The sequence below is a fragment of the Limnohabitans sp. Jir72 genome, from assembly GCF_003063575.1.
Lineage (GTDB): Bacteria > Pseudomonadota > Gammaproteobacteria > Burkholderiales > Burkholderiaceae_C > Limnohabitans_A.
Window position 1 is genome coordinate 115,831 of sequence record NZ_NESC01000006.1, and the last position, 17,082, is coordinate 132,912.

Genomic DNA, 17,082 nt, shown 5'->3' on the forward strand with positions numbered 1-17,082 from the left:
CCCGATTTTATCGGGCGGCGGGCCAAGCCCTCGCCGGGTTCACATCAGGCTGGCTGCAATGTTGATGGTCAGGGCCAGCACCGTGGTGTTGTAGAAGTAGGCCAGCACGCAGTGCACCAGGCCGGTGCGGCGCATGGCTTTGGAGGTGAAAGACACGTCCGCCGTCTGGCCCGAGGTGCCGATCACGGCCGAAAAGTACAGAAAATCCCAGTAATCCGGCATGGGTTCCTGCGGGAAGGCCAGACCGGGTTCGCGCCCGTGGCGCCCGCTCAGGTAGTAGTCGTGGGCGTAGTGCATGGCAAACATCAGGTGCATGAACACCCACGAACTGGCCACAGTGGCTGCGGTCAGGCCAATGTGCAGCAGCTTGTCGCTGCCGCTGAGCGATTTGATGGAGGACAGCTCGGCCACGATGGCCACCAGACTGGCCAGCACAGCCCCGATGGTCAACAACAGAATGGTTTTTTGCCCCTCGTCCTGCCGGTAAGCCCGCTGGCGCATGTGTTCCACACCGGACTGCCGCATGACCCACAAGGCCATCAGCAGGTACAGCGCCACCGCCGCGTTCCAGCACAGCAAGACCCGGGTGGTGGTCAGCGTAGGCCATGCCGACGGCAGCGCCAGGTGCAGTGCCACACCAAACAGGGCGGCACTGACCAGGCGGATGCGGGCCTTGATTTGACGGAGGATGGTGAACAAAGGGCGTTTCATGCCGCCATGTTAGGGCCAAAGCGCCCCCTGTTCGCCTGTGTTCAACCCGTGTTGCGCAAGCCCGCCGCGATCCCGTTGATCGAGATGTGGATACCGCGCTGCACGCGCTCATCGGCTTTGCCTTCGCGGTAGCGGCGGATCAGCTCCACTTGCAGGTGGTGCAGCGGGTCGATGCTTGGTTGATTACAGCTCGAATACCGGCAATCAGAAGTATTTTTTAAAAAGTAGTAAAAATAAATTCATAATGAATGATCCTGAATGTTTATTTTCGAAAGTCTTTTTTCTACAAAGGTGTAGATGTGCAAATACTGGATATCCCATTTCAAACTACAAATTGGGCGGACATAGAGCCAACAGAACACGCCGGTGAGTCAGGTGTAGCGTACTGGCGAACCCAGCATTTCGGCTCAATGCGCGTCCGAATGGTGGAGTACACGCCTGGCTACCTCGCAGACCACTGGTGCCAGAAAGGTCATGTTTTGCTGTGTCTTGAAGGTGAACTTGACACAGAACTTCAGGACGGTCGCATGTATCGACTGACGCCAGGTGTTTCTTACCAAGTTGCTGATCAAGCAGAACCTCATCGCTCATCGACAAAAACAGGAGCCAAGCTGTTTATCGTCGACTGAATCAGCATCAGAAAGACAGTAGTTCATCAGGCTTGTTGTCTATCGGCTGATGACTCAAACGATGTAGCAAGGTAAACCAATTAAATGGATAAAGAGTTTGCAGAGCGTTTTGCAAAAGAATGGTTAGATGCATGGAATGCTCATGACGTGGACAAAATTCTTGGGCACTATGCCGAAGACTTTGAAATGCATTCACCCGCCATCATCCAGTTGATGAATGAGCCTTCTGGAAGGTTACGTGGCAAGAACGCCGTGAGGACCTATTGGGTTAAAGCCTTGGCTTTGGTTCCGGATTTGAAGTTCAAGCTGCAGGCGACCTTGCTTGGCGTTCAATCCATCACGCTTTGCTACGAGGGTGCTCGCGGTCGAATGGTGGCTGAAGTTTTCCATTTCGGCCCGGGCCATCAAGTTATCCGAGCCGATGCACACTACAGTGTCTGAATCTCATGCTCAACCCGTGTTGCGCAAGCCCGCCGCGATCCCGTTGATCGAGATGTGGATGCCGCGTTGCACGCGTTCATCGGCTTTGCCTTCGCGGTAGCGGCGGATCAGCTCGACCTGCAGGTGGTGCAGTGGGTCGATGTAGGGGAAGCGGTGGCGGATGGAGCGGGCCAGGGCGGGGTTGCTTTCCAGGCGGTTCTTCTCACCCGTGATCTGGGCCAGCGCGTCGGCGGTGCGGTGCCACTCGGCTTCGATCGCGGCGAAGATCTTTTTGCGCAGGCGGCTGTCGCTGACCAGTTCGGCGTAGCGCGAGGCCAGGGCCAGGTCGCTTTTGGCCAGCACCATGTCCATGTTGGACAGCAGGGTGCGGAAAAACGGCCACTGGCGGTACATTTTTTGCAGCAAGGCCAGCGCAGCCTTGCGCTCGGCCGCGTCGGGCTTGTCCAAATAGGCTTGCACCGCCGAGCCAAAGCCCAGCCAGCCGGGCAAGGTCAAACGGCACTGGCCCCAGCTGAACCCCCACGGAATGGCGCGCAGGTCTTCGATTTTTTGCAAGGCCTTGCGTGAGGCGGGGCGCGAACCGATGTTCAGCTGGGCCAGTTCTTTCAGCGGCGTGGCACCAAAGAAGTAATCGGTGAAGCCGGGGGTGTCGTACACCAGCCCTCGGTAGGCGTCCATGCTCGCTTCGGACAATTCGGCGGCGGCGTCCAAAAACGCGCGTGTGGCGGGCTTGGTCGGTTGCAGCAGCGTGGCCTCCAGAGTCGCGGCGACCAAAGTTTCCAGATTGCGGCGGCCGATTTCGGGGTTGGCGAATTTGGCACCGATGACTTCGCCTTGCTCGGTCAGGCGGATTTGGCCGCGCACGGTGCCCGGTGGCTGGGCCAAGATGGCCTGGTAGCTGGGGCCGCCGCCCCGACCTACGGTGCCGCCTCGGCCGTGGAACATGCGCAAGGTGATGCCGTGGCTGCGTTCGAGTTTTTCGAACAGCTCGACCAGCGCGATCTCGGCGCGGTAGAGCTCCCAGTTGCTGGTGAAGATGCCGCCGTCTTTGTTGCTGTCCGAGTAGCCCAGCATGATGTCCTGCTCGCCACCCGAGCGCTGGATCAAGCCAGCCACGCCGGGCAGGGCGTAAAAGTCGCGCATGATGGGTGCGGCGTTGCGCAGGTCTTCGATGGTCTCGAACAGTGGCACCACGATCAGGTCGTTGTGCGCTTCACCGTCCAGCGTGCCGCGCATCAGGCCCACTTCTTTTTGCAGCAGCAGCACCTCCAGCAAGTCACTCACGGTTTCGGTGTGGCTGATGATGTAGTGACGGATTGACTGCTTGCCAAATGTGCCGAGCATTCGCTTGGCGGTTTCAAAGATCGCCAATTCGGACACAGCGTGCTCGCTGTAAGCAGCTGCGGGCACGCGCAATGGGCGAGCGTCATTCAACAGACCCAGCAGCAGGGCTTGTTTGGCGTGCTCATCCAGCTGGCTGTAATTTTTTTCCACCCGTGCAGCGCTCAGCAGTTCGGCCACCACTTCTTCGTGTTTGTCCGAGCTTTGGCGCAGGTCCACCGTGGCCAGGTGAAAGCCAAACACCTCCACGGCACGGATCAGCGGGTGCAGGCGTTGGGCCGCCAGTGCTTCGGCATGGTGGCTGCACAAAGACGCTTCGATCACGCGCAGGTCGGCCAGAAATTCTTGAGCGCTGGTGTAAGGGTTTTGCGGGGCCACAGCGTGGCGGGCAGCGTCACCACCGGTCAGGCCTTTGAGCGTGGCGGCCAGGCGGGCGTAAATGCCGGTCAGGGCGCGGCGGTAGGGCTCGTCTTGGCGGTGTTCGTTGGTGTCGGGTGAGCGCTCGGCCAGGGCCAGCATCTCGGGGCCAAAGGGCACCAGCATGGCCGACAGCGACAGCTCGCTGCCCAGGTAATGCACCTCGGTCAGGTAGTGGCGCAGGGCCACGTCGCTTTGGCGGGTCAGGGCGTGTTCCAGGGTTTGCGCGGTCACGTTGGGGTTGCCGTCGCGGTCGCCGCCGATCCACTGGCCCATGCGCAAAAAGCTGGCAATCGGCTGGCCCGGCAGGGCTTGTTCCAGCTCGGCGTAGAGCTTGGGGATTTCGCGCAGGAATGTGGCTTCGTAATAGCTCAGCGCGTTTTCAATCTCGTCGGCCACGGTGAGCTTGGTAAAGCGCAGCAGCCGGGTTTGCCACAGCTGCATCACGCGGGCGCGCATTTGCCATTCGTTGGCGGCCAGCTCTTTGGGCGTCAACGCGTCTTTGGCCGCATTCACGGCGGCGGCGCGTGCTTTGATGGCGTCGCGCTCGGTCAGCAGGTGGGCGATGTCGCGCTCAGCGTCCAGAATGCTCTTGCGTTGCACTTCGGTGGGGTGGGCAGTGAGTACGGGCGAGACATAGCTGGTGGCGAGCATGTCCGAGATGCTTTTGGGCGTGATGCCCGCCCAACGCAGGCGTTGCAGCGCCACGTCGATGCTGCCCTCTTGCGTGTGGCCTGCGCGTTCATGGAGAGCGCGGCGGCGGATGTGGTGGCGGTCTTCGGCCAAGTTGGCCAGGTGCGAAAAGTAAGTGAAGGCGCGGATCACGCTCACGGCGCGGTCGCCGGGCAAGCCTTTGAGCAGCTTTTTCAGCGCCTTGTCGGCCTCGTGGTCGGCGTCACGGCGGAAGGCCACCGACAGCTTGCGGATTTGTTCCACCAACTCATAGGCCTCGGGGCCTTCTTGCGTGCGGATCACGTCACCCAGAATGCGACCCAAGAGGCGAATGTCTTCGACCAGGGGACGCTCGCTGTCGCGCTTGTCGGTTTTGCTGGCGCGCACGGCGGTTTTAGCGGGTGCGGCTGCGGTGTCTTTGGAGGCCTGTTTCATCGAAAGGTCTGCGGTGAAGGGGTGGTTCGGCAAGCGTGTGTGCAGCGCTTGTGGCGCTGTGCCTCATGCTAGCATCGGTAAGACCTTATTAATTACCAACTGGTTTCATCTAGATGAGGCCTTTCTTCAGAGAAATACAACGTGCCTTCGACTTCTGCACCCCACATCGTCATTGCCACCCGAGAAAGCCGTCTGGCGCTGTGGCAGGCCGAGCATGTCAAAGCCTTGCTCGAAGGTCTGGGCTGCACCGTGCAATTGCTGGGCATGACCACGCAGGGCGACCAAATCCTGGACCGCAGCCTGTCCAAGGTGGGCGGCAAAGGTTTGTTCGTCAAGGAGCTGGAAGTGGCCTTGCAGGAAGGCCGCGCTGACATTGCGGTGCATTCGCTCAAGGATGTGCCCATGGACATGCCCGAAGGCTTTGAGCTGGCCTGCGTGATGGAGCGCGAAGACCCCCGCGACGCCTGGGTGTCTTCCACGCATGCCCGTTTGGAAGACTTGCCGCAAGGCGCGGTGGTGGGCACATCGAGCCTGCGCCGTACCGTGCTGCTGCGCGCTTTGCGCCCCGATTTGAAGATCGAGCCTTTGCGCGGCAACCTCGACACCCGTTTGCGCAAGCTCGATGAGGGCCAATACGCAGGCATTGTCTTGGCCGCTGCTGGCCTCAAGCGTTTGGGCTTGACCGACCGGATTCGCCACATTTTTGAAACCACCGAGATGCTGCCTGCCGCAGGCCAAGGCGCCTTGGGCATCGAGATCCGCAGTGACCGCGCCGATTTGCGCGCTTTGCTGGCGCCGTTGGCCGACAGCGTGACCTGGCAACGCGTGGCCGCCGAGCGGGCGGTCAGCCGTGCCATGGGGGGCAGCTGCTCCATGCCTTTGGCGGCGCATGCGGTCATGGACGGCGGTGCGCTCAAGCTGCAAGCCGCTTGGGGCGATCCGCAGGGTGACACCACCTTGGTGATGGCGGCCTCGGACATCACCGCGACCGATTTGACCGCAGCCGAGGCCTTGGGCCTGCGCGTGGCGCAGGCGCTGCAGCAGGGCGGCGCGCATTAAGGCGCGCACCAAGGCACACGTGCTGGCCCAGCCCATCGTCCTGGTCACCCGCCCCGAGCGCGAGGCAGGGCCTTGGGTGCAGGCCTTGCAGGCCGAAGGCGTGCAGGCCGAGGCTTTCCCGCTGATTGACATTTCAGCCCTGCAGGACGTGGCACCTTTGCATGCTGCCTGGCAGCAAGTGCAGGCGTGTCTGGCGGTGATGTTTGTCAGCGCCAATGCCGTGCGGTTTTTCATGGCGGCTCAGCCGGTGGGTGTGCATGTGCTGGCCTGCCGCGCCTGGGCCACAGGACCAGGTACGCAGGCGGCCTTGTTGGCGGCAGGTTGGCCAGCGCAGCAGATCGATGCACCCTCGGCCGATTCAAGCCAGTTTGACTCTGAAGCCCTTTGGACAGTGGTCGCTGAACGCGTCCGTGCCGCGCAGGCGCCAAGCCCGGCCCGTGTGCTGATCGTGCGGGGTGCCGACGCGCAGGGTCAGCTGGCCGGGCGCGATTGGCTGGCGCAGCAACTCGAAGCTGCGGGCTTGCAGGTATTGCAGGCGGTGGCTTATGTGCGGCGTGCGCCGGTTTTGTCGTCTGCACAGCAAGTGCGCGCTGAGCGGGCCATGCACGATGGCAGTTGGTTGCTGTTCAGCAGTTCGGAAGCGGCGCTGCACCTGATTCAGGCTTGCCCGCGCTTGGACTTGTCCCAAGCCCGCGCCTTGGCCACCCATCCGCGCATTGCCGAGCGCTTGCGCCAAGCCGGTTGGGGGCGTGTTGAACTCGTGCCTGCAACACTGAGTGCCCAGGCCGTGTCTATAAAATCACTTTCATGACTTCCATGCCCGAAAACGCCCCAACTTCTGAATCCGCCATCCCCATGGCCCCAGCGCTGCGGCCCTGGAAGATCTGGCTGGCGCTGGGCATGGCCGCTGTGGCTTTGCTGGTGTCGGTGGCACTGTGGCAAAAACTGGCGCACATTCAGGAGCAACTGGCGCGCCAAAGTGCCGATGCCGGTCAGCAATCGCTCGAAGCCAAAGCTTGGGCCAAGCAGGCGCAAGACACTGTGAAGGACAGTGCGGCCCGTTTGGGTTTGGTCGAGGCCCGTTTGGGCGAAGTGGCGCTGCAACGCAGCCAACTGGAAGAGCTGATGCAAAGCCTCTCGCGCTCGCGCGATGAAAACCTGGTGGTGGACATCGAGGCCGCTTTGCGCATGGCCCAACAGCAAGCCCAGCTCACAGGCAGTGTGGAGCCTTTGCTGGCCGCCCTCAAATCCGCGCAGCAGCGTGTGCACCGTGCGGCCCAGCCCCGCCTGGCACCCGTGCAGCGGGCACTGGAAAAAGATTTAGATCGCCTGAATGCCGCACCGGTTTTTGACTTGCCTGGTTTGCTCATCAAGCTCGATGAGGGTGTGGCCCTGGTCGATGGTTTGGTGTTGGCCAACCAGAACCAGGCCGCCAATTCGGCGGTGCCTGGACCTGCCAGTGTCGGCGGTGCGCAGCCAGCGCCGTCTTGGTGGATGGCCGGTTTGATCCGCTTTGGTGAGCAGCTGCGCGGCTTGGTGCGTGTCAGCCGCATCGATTCGCCAGAGGCGGCCTTGCTGTCACCGGAGCAAGGGTTCTTCCTGCGTGAGAATTTGAAACTGAAATTTCTCAATGCCCGTCTGGGTTTGCTGGCCCGCCAAAAAGACGCGGCACGCAACGACCTGGGCTCAGCGGCGGTCATGGTGCGCCGCTATGCCGATGCGTCTTCGCGCAAAACCACGCAGATGCTGCAATTGCTGGAGCAAGCGGGTTTGCAAATGAAAGCCAGTGAGATGCCTCACCTGGAAGCTTCGCTGAACGCTTTGTCCACCGCTGCGGCAGGAAGGTAAGTCCCCATGCGTGCAGCTCTTTGGCTCCTCAGTTTGTTTGCGCTGGCAGCGGCGGGTGCATGGTTGGCTGGGAATAATCAGGGAACGGTGACCTTGTTCCTGTCGCCTTACCGGGTGGACATGTCGCTCAACCTGGTGCTCTTGATCTTCGTCTCGGTGGTGTTGCTGGTGGTGCTGGCGCAGCAGGCCTTGGCTGCCTTGTTTGCCCTGCCCAAACAGGCACAGCGCTGGCGTTTGCAGCAAAAAGAGCGTGCCGCCCATGCGGCTTTGCTGGACGCCATCAGCCACTTCATGGCCGGTCGTTTTTTGCGGGCCCGCAAGTCGGCGCAAATCGCACTGGAAAAAGAAGACCTGATGCAGGCGGCCGGTTTGACGCTGGACCATGCGGTGTCTTTGCGCACGGTCGCACACATCATGGCCGCGGAGTCAGCACATGCTTTGCAAGACCAGACGCTGCGCCAACACCACTTGGCGCAGGCTGCGGTGCAAGCCCAGATGGCACCGAATGCCGAGCGCCAGACCTTGACCGAGGGCGTGCAGTTGCGTGCGGCGCGTTGGTTGCTGGACGACCGCGATGCCGATGCCAGTCTGGAGCGCCTCAAGGAGTTGCCGCCTGCGGTGGGCCGCCGCATGGTGGCCATGCGTTTGCTGCTCAAGGCTTCACGCCTGGCCGGGCAAACCGCGCAGGCGCTCGATACCGCCGTGTTGCTGGCCAAACACCGGGCCTTCACACCCTTGGCGGCAGAGAGTCTGGTGCGTGGCTTGATTTTGGAATGGCTCACGCAGGTGCGCGATGCCGATGGTGTGCAAAAGCTCTGGCAAAAACTCAGTCCCGCTCAGCGAAAGATGCCCGATGTGGCCGCTGAAGTGGCTTTGCGTTTCATGGCCTTGGGCGGTGCCACTGTCACCGCCCGTTTGTGGCTGGAGCCTTTGTGGGTGCCTTTGCAAGGCGGCGCCTCGGCGCAGTGGTCGCCTTTGCAAATGCTGCGCGTTGTGCAAGCGCTGGAACGCAGCCAGCCCGATCCGCAGGCGCCCGATGCCCGCCAGGGCTTGGCGCGCGTGGAGGGCTTGCAACAAGCCCAACCACGCGATCCGCGTTGGCAGTATTTGGCCGGCATGGTCTGTTTGCGCCAACGTTTGTGGGGCAAAGCGCAGGCTTTGTTGTCACAAGCCGCCAAAGGCCTGCAAGAGCCCGAACTGCGGCGTGGCACTTGGTTGGCACTGGCCGAATTGGCCGAGCAACGCGAAGACGTCGCCGCTGCCGCACATGCCTGGCAGCAGGCCGCTTTGGTTGGTGGCTGAGTGATACGGGATTTCGCATGTTCGTGTCTACTGAATACAAGCCGCTGATGAACCGTTGTGCCAAGCCTCGGGTGGTCATTGTGGGGGGTGGGTATACCGGCGTTTGCTTGGCTGTGCAATTGGTGCGTCAAAGTGATCAGGCTTTGGACATCATCATTGTGGAGCCGCGCGCTCAGTTGGGCCAAGGTCTGGCTTATTCCACAACAGACCCCGATCACCGCTTGAACGCGCCAACGTATGTGCACACGGCCATTCCACAAGACGCCTGGCATTTCACGCGTTGGTGCCAAGCGCAAGGCTTGAACCTGCAGGATCTGCAAGCCCTGCATTCCGATGGTGCACGTTATATGCGCCGGTCTGACTTTGCCCGTTATTTGGCCGAAACGCTGCAAGCCCACGCACGGGGAGCGGTCAACGGTTGCCAGATCACGCATTGCCAAGATGAGGCGCTGGATGCTCAGCGCACGGCCAATGGCTGGCACGTCACAACCCGTGGTGGCCAGGCTTTGCAGGCCGATATGTTGTTGTTGGCGACCGGCAACCCACCTTTGCGTTTGCCTGCGCCTTTTGCAACCGATGGGAGCAACCACCCTGCGGTGATCGAAAACGGTTTGGATACCTCGCGTTTGCGGGCTATACCGAAGCATGCACGGGTGCTGGTATTGGGCGGTGGTTTGACGGCGCGTGATGTCTTGGCAACTTTGTTGGGGCAGGGGCACGCAGGCCCCTTGGTGGTGATTTCGCGGCGCGGGCTGATGCCCAAACCTCAGGGGCCAGTATTGCCAGTGTTGTCACAAATCCATTTGCCCAGCGTGCTGGAGCAATTGCCTGGTGGGGTGTTGATGGATCGATTGGCCAACCCTGTCCCTGATTTCTTGCAGTCTGCAGGCGCTTCGCCTTCTGTGCGTGTCTGGTTGAGGGCACTTCGCCAGCGCATTCGGCAGCTGCAGGCTGAGGGGGTGGGCTGGACGGTTCCGTTTGATGAATTGCGCGATTGTTTATGGCAGTTGTGGCCCCAGTTGCCTGTGGCCCAGAAAAAGCGTTTTTTCCAGCGTTTGCGCGTTTGGTATGACGTGCACCGCTTCCGCACGGTTCCTCAAACCGATGTCGCAGTTCAAGCCGCTGTTGCTGCCGGACGTTTGCAGTTCTGGACGGGGCGGGTGGACGCGGTGGCCTATCTCACATCGGGGCCGGGCTTGCAGCTCAGCGTGTCGCGCAAAGTCAATGGCGTGCGGCAGCTTGGCGCCGAGGTGTTTGATGTCGTGATCAACTGTACCGGCCTTGATACTGCGGCTGGCTTGAAACAGAATCCTTTGGTCCAAGCCCTGTCGTCACATGGTTTGACGCGCTTGGACGATTGCCGCATGGGGCTGGCTGTGGATGCCCAGTGTTGCGCAGTCAATGTCGCCGGTCAATCGCAACCGGATTTGCGTGTGCTTGGTCCGGCCACCTTGGGTACGTTTGGAGATCCTGTCGGGGCCATGTTCATTGGTGGCCACGTGGCGCGCACCATCCCAGATGTGCTGAGGTTTCTGAAGCGGGCATAAAAAAACCGAACCCTGGGGTTCGGTTGTCGTCCCGGGTTGGATCCGGGATTCAAACAAGCCAACACGGGCCCCCCGGACCCAGACCGGGGTGAACGCATCCGCTGTTGGCCTGTCCTCAGAACGGCAAGTTCATGTTTTTCAGGTCTTTGCGTGTTTCCACCAGAACCAGAGGACCTTCGTTGACGACCACCGCAGGTGGACGCTCGCGTGGGACGTGCACGGGCTTGGGTTCCGCAGCGATGGCGGCTTGAACAGCTGCAATCTTGTCAGCGTCAGAGTTCACCCAGACCAGGCCAGAGGTTTGAGCAACTTCTTGCAGGCTGTCCAGCGGCAGTTGGTAGTTGGCCACTTTGGGCAGACTGCTTGTTGCTGCGGCTGGTGTGGCCACAGCTTGGACCACCGGTGCAGCAGCCGGTTCTGCTACAGGTGCAGCAGCCGGAGCTGCCGTCACATGCGTGATCACCGGCGCGGCCACCTCAGCAGCCACTGCCGCTGGTGCAGCCACGGGCGCAGCAGCCACTGCAGACGCGGGGGCGATTTCAGCGACTGGGGCCGAGGCTTGTGGCGCAGTTTCTGGGGCCGCTTGTTGCGCACGCTCAAAGTAAGAGCGTGGCGCGGGGCGATCTTCGCCGCTGGCTTCGACCACGGGTGCCGCGTTGTCGGCCAAGGCGTTTTCGTTGCCGTTGTCCTGGCGTGGCTCGCCGTTGCGTTCGCGGCGTTCGCGGCCATAACGGTCGCGTGAGCGGCGTTCGCGGCGCTCCCCGTTGTTCTCGCTGGGTGCTGCGTTCTCGTCGGTCACCGTTTCCTGGCCTTCTGCGACCACAGCCGTTTCGGCCGTGTTCAGCTCACCGGGAGCCTTGTCGTTGTTGCGGCGCTCGCCGCGTTCACGGCGGCCTTCACCGCGCTCGCCACGGCCTTCGCCACGCTCACGTCGGCCTTCACCGCGTTCGCCACGCTCGGCGCGGGGTGCGCGTTCGGTGCGGACTTCGGTGCCGTCTGCGGCCAACTCGGCAGGGGCCTCGTTGCGCGTGTTATCACCGCGTTCGCGGCGGCCTTCGCGGGGCTGGCGCTCACCGGCTGGGCGCTCGGAGCGCTCACCGCGTGCGGGGCGGCCTTCAGCATCGCGCACTTCGTTGCGGCCTTCGCTGCGGCGTCCAGCCTCGCGTGGTGCGCGGCTTTCGCCTTGCACGCCTTCGGCACGTTCTGTGCGCTCAACACGGCGGCCATCACGGCGACCGTCGCGGCGGCCATCACGGCCACTTTCACGACCCCCGTCACGACGTTCACCATTGCGTTCGCCGTTGCGGCCTTCGCGGGCCTTGCCGTCTTTCTTGTCGGCCACAGCGGGCTTTGCTTCTTCGGTGCTGCCACCGAACAGGCTCTTGAGCCAGCCAAAGAAACCACCGCTGACCGCTGTTGCTGCCACAGGTGTTGCGGCTTTGGCCGGCTGTTTCGCAGCGGCCACAGGTGCGTCGGCCTTGACCGGTGCCACTGGGGCAGGCGCATCGGGCAGCACGCCCTTGATGACCGGGGTCTGCTTGTTGGTGGGCTCTTGCGAACGGCGGGTCACGGTGGTCGCGTCTTCGACGATCTCGGCCATCTTGTAGCTCGCTTCGATGCGGTCCAGGCGCGGGTCGTCGTGCTTCAAGCGCTCGAGCTTGTAGTGCGGGGTTTCCAGCGACTTGTTGGGTACCAGCAGCACGCTGATGCGTTGCTGCAGTTCGATCTTGGCGATCTCAGGGCGCTTTTCATTGAGCAAGAAGGCGGCCACTTCGACGGGCACTTGCGCGTGCACAGCGGCGGTGTTGTCCTTCATGGACTCTTCTTGGATGATGCGCAAAATTTGCAGTGCCGAGCTTTCGGTGTCACGGATGTGGCCAGCGCCGCCGCAACGTGGGCAGGGGATGGACGCACCTTCGGACAGGGCAGGCTTCAAGCGCTGGCGGCTCATTTCCATGAGGCCGAATTTGCTGATGGTGCCGAACTGCACGCGGGCGCGGTCCTGGCGCAAGGCGTCGCGCAAGCGGTTTTCCACTTCGCGGCGGTTCTTAGCTTCTTCCATGTCGATGAAGTCGATCACGATCAGGCCGCCCAGGTCGCGCAGGCGCATTTGGCGGGCCACTTCGTCAGCGGCTTCCAAGTTGGTGCGGGTGGCGGTTTCTTCGATGTCGCCGCCCTTGATGGCGCGGGCCGAGTTCACGTCCACCGACACCAAGGCTTCGGTGTGGTCGATCACGATGGCGCCGCCCGATGGCAGCTGCACTGTGCGGGCGTAGGCCGATTCGATCTGGTGCTCGATCTGGAAGCGGCTGAACAGCGGCGCGTCGTCACGGTAGCGCTTCACGCGCGGCGCAAACTCGGGCATCACGTGGCTCATGAATTGCTGAGCTTGGTCGTAGATGTCGTCGGTGTCGATCAGGATGTCGCCGATGTCGTTGTTGAAGTAATCGCGGATGGCGCGGATCACCAGGCTGGACTCCTGATAAATCAGGAAGGCACCTTTGCCCTGGGCGGCGCCATCGATGGCGGTCCAGAGTTTGAGCAGGTAGTTCAGGTCCCACTGCAGTTCGGGCGCGGAGCGGCCGATGCCTGCGGTGCGGGCGATGATGGACATGCCCTTGGGGTATTCCAGCTGGTCCATCGCCTCTTTGAGCTCAGCGCGGTCATCACCCTCGATGCGGCGGCTGACGCCACCGCCACGGGGGTTGTTGGGCATGAGCACCACGTAGCGACCGGCCAGCGAGATGAAGGTGGTCAGGGCTGCGCCCTTGTTGCCACGCTCTTCTTTTTCGACCTGGACCATCAGTTCCTGGCCTTCGCGGATCACATCGTTGATGCGGGCTTGGCTGACCGAGACGCCTTCGGCGAAGTATTGGCGCGAGATTTCTTTGAAGGGCAAAAAGCCGTGGCGGTCTTCGCCGTAGTCCACAAAGCAAGCTTCAAGCGAGGGTTCCACGCGGGTCACAACAGCTTTGTAGATGTTGCCCTTGCGCTGTTCGCGGCCTTCGATTTCGATTTCGTAGTCGAGGAGTTTTTGTCCGTCGACGATGGCCAGGCGGCGTTCTTCTGCCTGCGTAGCGTTGATGAGCATCCGTTTCATGATGCGGTCCTTCATTTATCAGTGTCGGTCGGGGGGCAGTTTTCTGACTGCGCACACACGACCTGTTTACAACAGACCCTCTAGGGGTCCACGTTGCCCAAGCTGACGCCTGAAACGAAGGGAATTGCCAAAAGTGTCCGACATTCAGCTGCGCGTGAGCGCAGGAATGGGGATCGTGGCGCGTGGATGGGGCGAGTGGAAAGTCGTGCACAGATTCGTCCACTGCCGGGGGCTTCCCCCGGTGTCCAAGACAAACTGTTCGGCACAAGGCATGACGGCAGAGCCTGGCTTTGTGAGCCACTCCATCCACATCAGCAAAGTTTCGAACAACACAAACATCTCGCTTTGATCCGTTCAGCAGCCTCCTGAGGCTGCCAAACTTGGGGTATTCCGTATCTGGGTTTCTGGGCGTCGGCCCAACCTCCGGGGCGATTGGCCACTGTCGGCGTTGGCCTTCAGTCTGCAAATCGTGCCGGTGGTGGCATCGACCATCTGGTTTGGCGCGGTGGTGGTGGACTAAACTCCTGTCTTCAGGAATTCATTTCCATTTGAATCAACCACTTACAGCCAATTGCCAGTGAATCACATTATAGGGGCCCAAACCGCTGCTGCGTCGCCCGCCGTCAAATGGTTGTTGGTGGACGAGGAATCTGCCGGTCAGCGTCTGGACAATTTCCTGATGCGCCACCTCAAAGGGGTGCCTAAAACCCACGTTTACCGCATCATTCGCAGCGGCGAGGTCCGCATCAACAAGGGGCGCGCTTCTGCCGAGACCCGGGTTGAAAACGGGGACGAGGTGCGCCTGCCGCCGGTGCGCGTGTCCGACAAAGTGGCCGAAAAGGCCGCCCGACCCGCCCCCGGGCGTGAATTCCCGGTGCTGCTCGAAGACGACAGCCTGATGGCCATCGACAAACCGGCTGGGGTGGCTGTGCATGGGGGCTCGGGTGTCAGCTTTGGCGTGATCGAGCAATTGCGCCAGGCCCGTCCGCAAGCCAAATTGTTGGAGTTGGTGCACCGACTGGACCGTGACACCAGCGGCATTTTGCTGGTGGCCAAAAAGCGCAGTGCCCTGAAAAATCTGCAGGACCAGTTCCGCGAACGCGAGACGGGCAAGACCTACCTAGCGCTGGTGAAGGGCGAATGGCCCGCCAAGCTCAAGGTGATTGACCAGCCGCTGCACAAGTTTTTGTTGCCCGACGGAGAACGCCGGGTCAAAGTGACCACCGCCGAAGACCCGGATGGCATGCGCTCAATCACGCTGGTGAAGGTGTCCCAGCGCCTGGCGGGTGCCACCTTGCTGGAGGTGACCATCAAGACCGGGCGCACCCACCAGATCCGGGTGCACTTGGCCAGCAACGGTCACCCGATTGCCGGTGATGACAAATACGGTGACTTTGAATGGAACAAGGCGCTGCCCAAGCAGGGTCTCAAACGCATGTTCCTTCACGCCTGGCGTTTGCAGTTCAACCACCCGGCCACGGCCGAGCGCGTGGCCTTGCAAGCCGATCTGCCCCCTGAATTGAAAGCCTACGTCGACCATGTCCAGCTCAAGACCCCGTCAGTTTGACCTGATCGCCTTCGATTGGGATGGCACCCTGTTTGACTCCACGGCCATCATCACCCGCTGCATCCAGCGGGCGGTGGTGGATGTGGGCGGGCAGGAGCCCACCCGCGAAGCCGCCTCTTATGTGATCGGCATGGCGCTCATGCCTGCGCTGGCCCATGCCGCACCCGATGTGCCGCCCGAAAAATACCCGGCACTGGGCGAGCGTTACCGCCACCACTACATCGCACACCAAAACGACATCAGCTTGTTTGAAGGTGTCTTGCCTTTGCTGCACGCCCTCAAGGCGCGGCACCATTGGCTCACGGTGGCCACGGGCAAGAGCCGTCAAGGGCTAAACGAAGCTTTGCGTGATGTGGACCTGCGCGATGTGTTCGATGGCTCACGCACGGCCGACGAGACGGCGGGCAAGCCCAGCCCTTTGATGTTGCACGAGCTGATGCGCGAGTTTGGTGTGGAGCCCGAGCGCACTTTGATGATCGGCGACACCACGCACGATTTGCAGATGGCTTTGAATGCGGGCTGCGCCAGTGTGGGCGTGAGCTATGGCGCCCACGAGCCCGAGGCCTTCCATGTCTTGAAGCCACGCCATGTGGCGCACAGCGTGCAGGACCTGCACAACTGGCTGTTGCAACACGCTTGAGACTGGAGCGGTCATGGAAGCGATGATCCCTTTGTGCAACAGCGCGGACCTGGTCAACGGGGGGCGCGCCGTGCCCTTTGACATTGTTTATGCCGGGCAGACCTGCCGGGCTTTTGCCATTCGGTACCAAGGCGAGGTCCACGCCTATCTGAACCGCTGCACCCATGTGGCGATGGAGATGGACTACCAACCCGACCGTTTTTTTGACAACACCGGACGCTGGCTGATGTGTGCCACCCATGGCGCCACTTACCAGCCTGACACGGGGGCTTGCAGTGGCGGACCCTGCCGGGGCGGCTTGGTGAAAATAGACTTGTCAGAGCGGGATGGTGTGGTTCACTGGCATACTGCCTACAACTTGAAACCTGTTGAATTTTGACCATGCAAGAACCCCGCGAACCCTTGTTCACTTCCGCTTCAGCCGATGCCACGCCTTCGGCCGAACGCAGCTGGGAGCGGCGCACGCTGGAGGCCTTGGCCTTTGCCACCCTGGAAGAGCAAAAAGCAGCACGCCGCTGGAAAGTGGGCCTGCGCCTGGCTTGGTTGCTCTTGATTGGCGTGATCGCCTGGCAGGCGTTCAGCTACAACTCGCCATCGACCAGCCCCAGCATGCCGCACACGGCCATGGTGGCCATCAAGGGCGAGATCGGCTCAGAAGGCGACGGCAGCGCAGAAAACGTGATGGCCTCCATGCGCAGCGCACTGGAGGATTCTGGTTCGCAAGCCTTGGTCTTGCTGATCAACTCACCAGGGGGCAGTCCCGTGCAGGCGGGTTTGATCAATGATGAGATCCGCCGCCTCAAAGCGCTGCACAAAAAGCCGATTTACGTGGTGGTGGAAGAGTCTTGTGCCTCGGCCGCTTATTACATTGCGGCAGCCGCCGACAAGATTTATGTGGACAAGGCCAGCATCGTGGGCAGCATCGGCGTGTTGATGGATGGTTTTGGCTTCACCGGCCTCATGGACAAGCTGGGCGTGGAGCGCCGCTTGATGACGGCGGGTGCCAACAAAGGATTTTTGGACCCGTTCAGCCCGCAAACCGAAGCGCAGCGCAAACACGCGCAGGCCATGCTCGACCAGATCCATTCCCAGTTCATCCAGGTCGTGCGTCAAGGTCGTGGTGATCGCCTGAAAGAAACGCCTGACATGTTCAGCGGCTTGTTCTGGAGTGGTCAGCAAGCCGTGGACATGGGCTTGGCCGATGCCATGGGCAGCCTGGACAGCGTGGCGCGTGACGTGGTCAAGGCGCCCGAGGTGATTGACTATTCCCGTCACGAGAATGTGGCCGAGCGTCTGGCCAAGCGCTTTGGCGCTGCGGTGGGTGAGGGCGCGGTGCACGCCCTGCGCATGGGCTCGGCCTTGCGCTGAAGCGA

At 61.6% G+C, this 17,082-nt stretch carries 14 protein-coding genes and 1 pseudogene; 11 read left to right on the forward strand and 4 right to left on the reverse strand.

The window, feature by feature from the left end; all coding sequences use genetic code 11:
* Positions 1 to 39: 39 nt before the first annotated feature.
* The gene (locus B9Z52_RS09960) at positions 40 to 711 is read right to left on the reverse strand and encodes a DUF1345 domain-containing protein (RefSeq protein ID WP_108413697.1); all 672 of its coding nucleotides are present in this window, start codon (positions 709 to 711) and stop codon (positions 40 to 42) included.
* Between the two features lie 41 nt (positions 712 to 752).
* Positions 753 to 890, reverse strand: a pseudogene (locus B9Z52_RS17875) (phosphoenolpyruvate carboxylase); the annotation flags it as partial.
* 120 nt (positions 891 to 1,010) lie between these two features.
* Between B9Z52_RS17875 and B9Z52_RS09970 the strand changes: the two are divergent.
* The gene (locus B9Z52_RS09970; protein WP_108413848.1) at positions 1,011 to 1,340 is read left to right on the forward strand and encodes a DHCW motif cupin fold protein; all 330 of its coding nucleotides are present in this window, start codon (positions 1,011 to 1,013) and stop codon (positions 1,338 to 1,340) included.
* A gap of 84 nt (positions 1,341 to 1,424) precedes the next feature.
* Positions 1,425 to 1,781 (forward strand): nuclear transport factor 2 family protein, encoded by a 357-nt coding sequence (locus B9Z52_RS09975; RefSeq protein ID WP_108413699.1) that lies wholly within the window; start codon positions 1,425 to 1,427, stop codon positions 1,779 to 1,781.
* A gap of 9 nt (positions 1,782 to 1,790) precedes the next feature.
* Here the strand turns inward: B9Z52_RS09975 and ppc are convergent, their stop codons facing one another.
* Positions 1,791 to 4,646 carry a phosphoenolpyruvate carboxylase gene (ppc, locus tag B9Z52_RS09980; protein ID WP_233251916.1) on the reverse strand — a complete coding sequence of 952 codons (2,856 nt, stop codon included), beginning with the start codon at positions 4,644 to 4,646 and terminating at the stop codon, positions 1,791 to 1,793.
* Positions 4,647 to 4,787: 141 nt separating this feature from the next.
* Here ppc and hemC point away from each other — a divergent pair, with 141 nt between their 5' ends.
* From hemC to B9Z52_RS10005, 5 genes are read left to right on the forward strand one after another with little or no spacing between them, the layout of a single operon-like run.
* Positions 4,788 to 5,705: a hydroxymethylbilane synthase gene (gene hemC, locus B9Z52_RS09985; protein ID WP_108413700.1), complete on the forward strand. Its 918-nt coding sequence runs from the start codon at positions 4,788 to 4,790 to the stop codon at positions 5,703 to 5,705.
* A gap of 19 nt (positions 5,706 to 5,724) precedes the next feature.
* Positions 5,725 to 6,516, forward strand: coding sequence for a uroporphyrinogen-III synthase (locus B9Z52_RS09990; RefSeq protein ID WP_369907885.1), 792 nt, complete (start codon positions 5,725 to 5,727; stop codon positions 6,514 to 6,516).
* A complete protein-coding gene (locus B9Z52_RS09995; protein WP_108413701.1) occupies positions 6,513 to 7,553 on the forward strand; it encodes a uroporphyrinogen-III C-methyltransferase in 1,041 nt (346 codons plus the stop codon). The genes B9Z52_RS09990 and B9Z52_RS09995 overlap by 4 nt, the downstream gene beginning before the upstream one ends.
* Before the next feature lie 6 nt (positions 7,554 to 7,559).
* The gene (locus B9Z52_RS10000; RefSeq protein ID WP_108413702.1) at positions 7,560 to 8,855 is read left to right on the forward strand and encodes a heme biosynthesis protein HemY; all 1,296 of its coding nucleotides are present in this window, start codon (positions 7,560 to 7,562) and stop codon (positions 8,853 to 8,855) included.
* Between the two features lie 17 nt (positions 8,856 to 8,872).
* Positions 8,873 to 10,402, forward strand: coding sequence for an FAD/NAD(P)-binding protein (locus B9Z52_RS10005; RefSeq protein WP_108413703.1), 1,530 nt, complete (start codon positions 8,873 to 8,875; stop codon positions 10,400 to 10,402).
* Between the two features lie 115 nt (positions 10,403 to 10,517).
* On the opposite strand, the gene B9Z52_RS10010 is transcribed toward B9Z52_RS10005, so the two are convergent.
* On the reverse strand, positions 10,518 to 13,502 hold the full coding sequence (locus tag B9Z52_RS10010) for an Rne/Rng family ribonuclease (RefSeq protein ID WP_108413851.1): 2,985 nt from the start codon (positions 13,500 to 13,502) through the stop codon (positions 10,518 to 10,520).
* A gap of 577 nt (positions 13,503 to 14,079) precedes the next feature.
* Between B9Z52_RS10010 and B9Z52_RS10015 the strand changes: the two genes are divergently transcribed.
* Genes B9Z52_RS10015 through B9Z52_RS10030 form a run of 4 tightly spaced genes read left to right on the forward strand, consistent with a single transcriptional unit; the run spans position 14,080 to position 17,077 of the window.
* Positions 14,080 to 15,069, forward strand: coding sequence for an RluA family pseudouridine synthase (locus B9Z52_RS10015; protein ID WP_233251917.1), 990 nt, complete (start codon positions 14,080 to 14,082; stop codon positions 15,067 to 15,069).
* Complete coding sequence (locus B9Z52_RS10020) at positions 15,041 to 15,709, forward strand: HAD family hydrolase (protein ID WP_108413704.1); 669 nt, start codon at positions 15,041 to 15,043, stop codon at positions 15,707 to 15,709. The genes B9Z52_RS10015 and B9Z52_RS10020 overlap by 29 nt, the downstream gene beginning before the upstream one ends.
* A gap of 13 nt (positions 15,710 to 15,722) precedes the next feature.
* Positions 15,723 to 16,088 carry a Rieske 2Fe-2S domain-containing protein gene (locus tag B9Z52_RS10025; protein WP_108413705.1) on the forward strand — a complete coding sequence of 122 codons (366 nt, stop codon included), beginning with the start codon at positions 15,723 to 15,725 and terminating at the stop codon, positions 16,086 to 16,088.
* Positions 16,089 to 16,090: 2 nt separating this feature from the next.
* Positions 16,091 to 17,077 carry a S49 family peptidase gene (locus tag B9Z52_RS10030; RefSeq protein WP_108413706.1) on the forward strand — a complete coding sequence of 329 codons (987 nt, stop codon included), beginning with the start codon at positions 16,091 to 16,093 and terminating at the stop codon, positions 17,075 to 17,077.
* Positions 17,078 to 17,082: the final 5 nt, after the last annotated feature.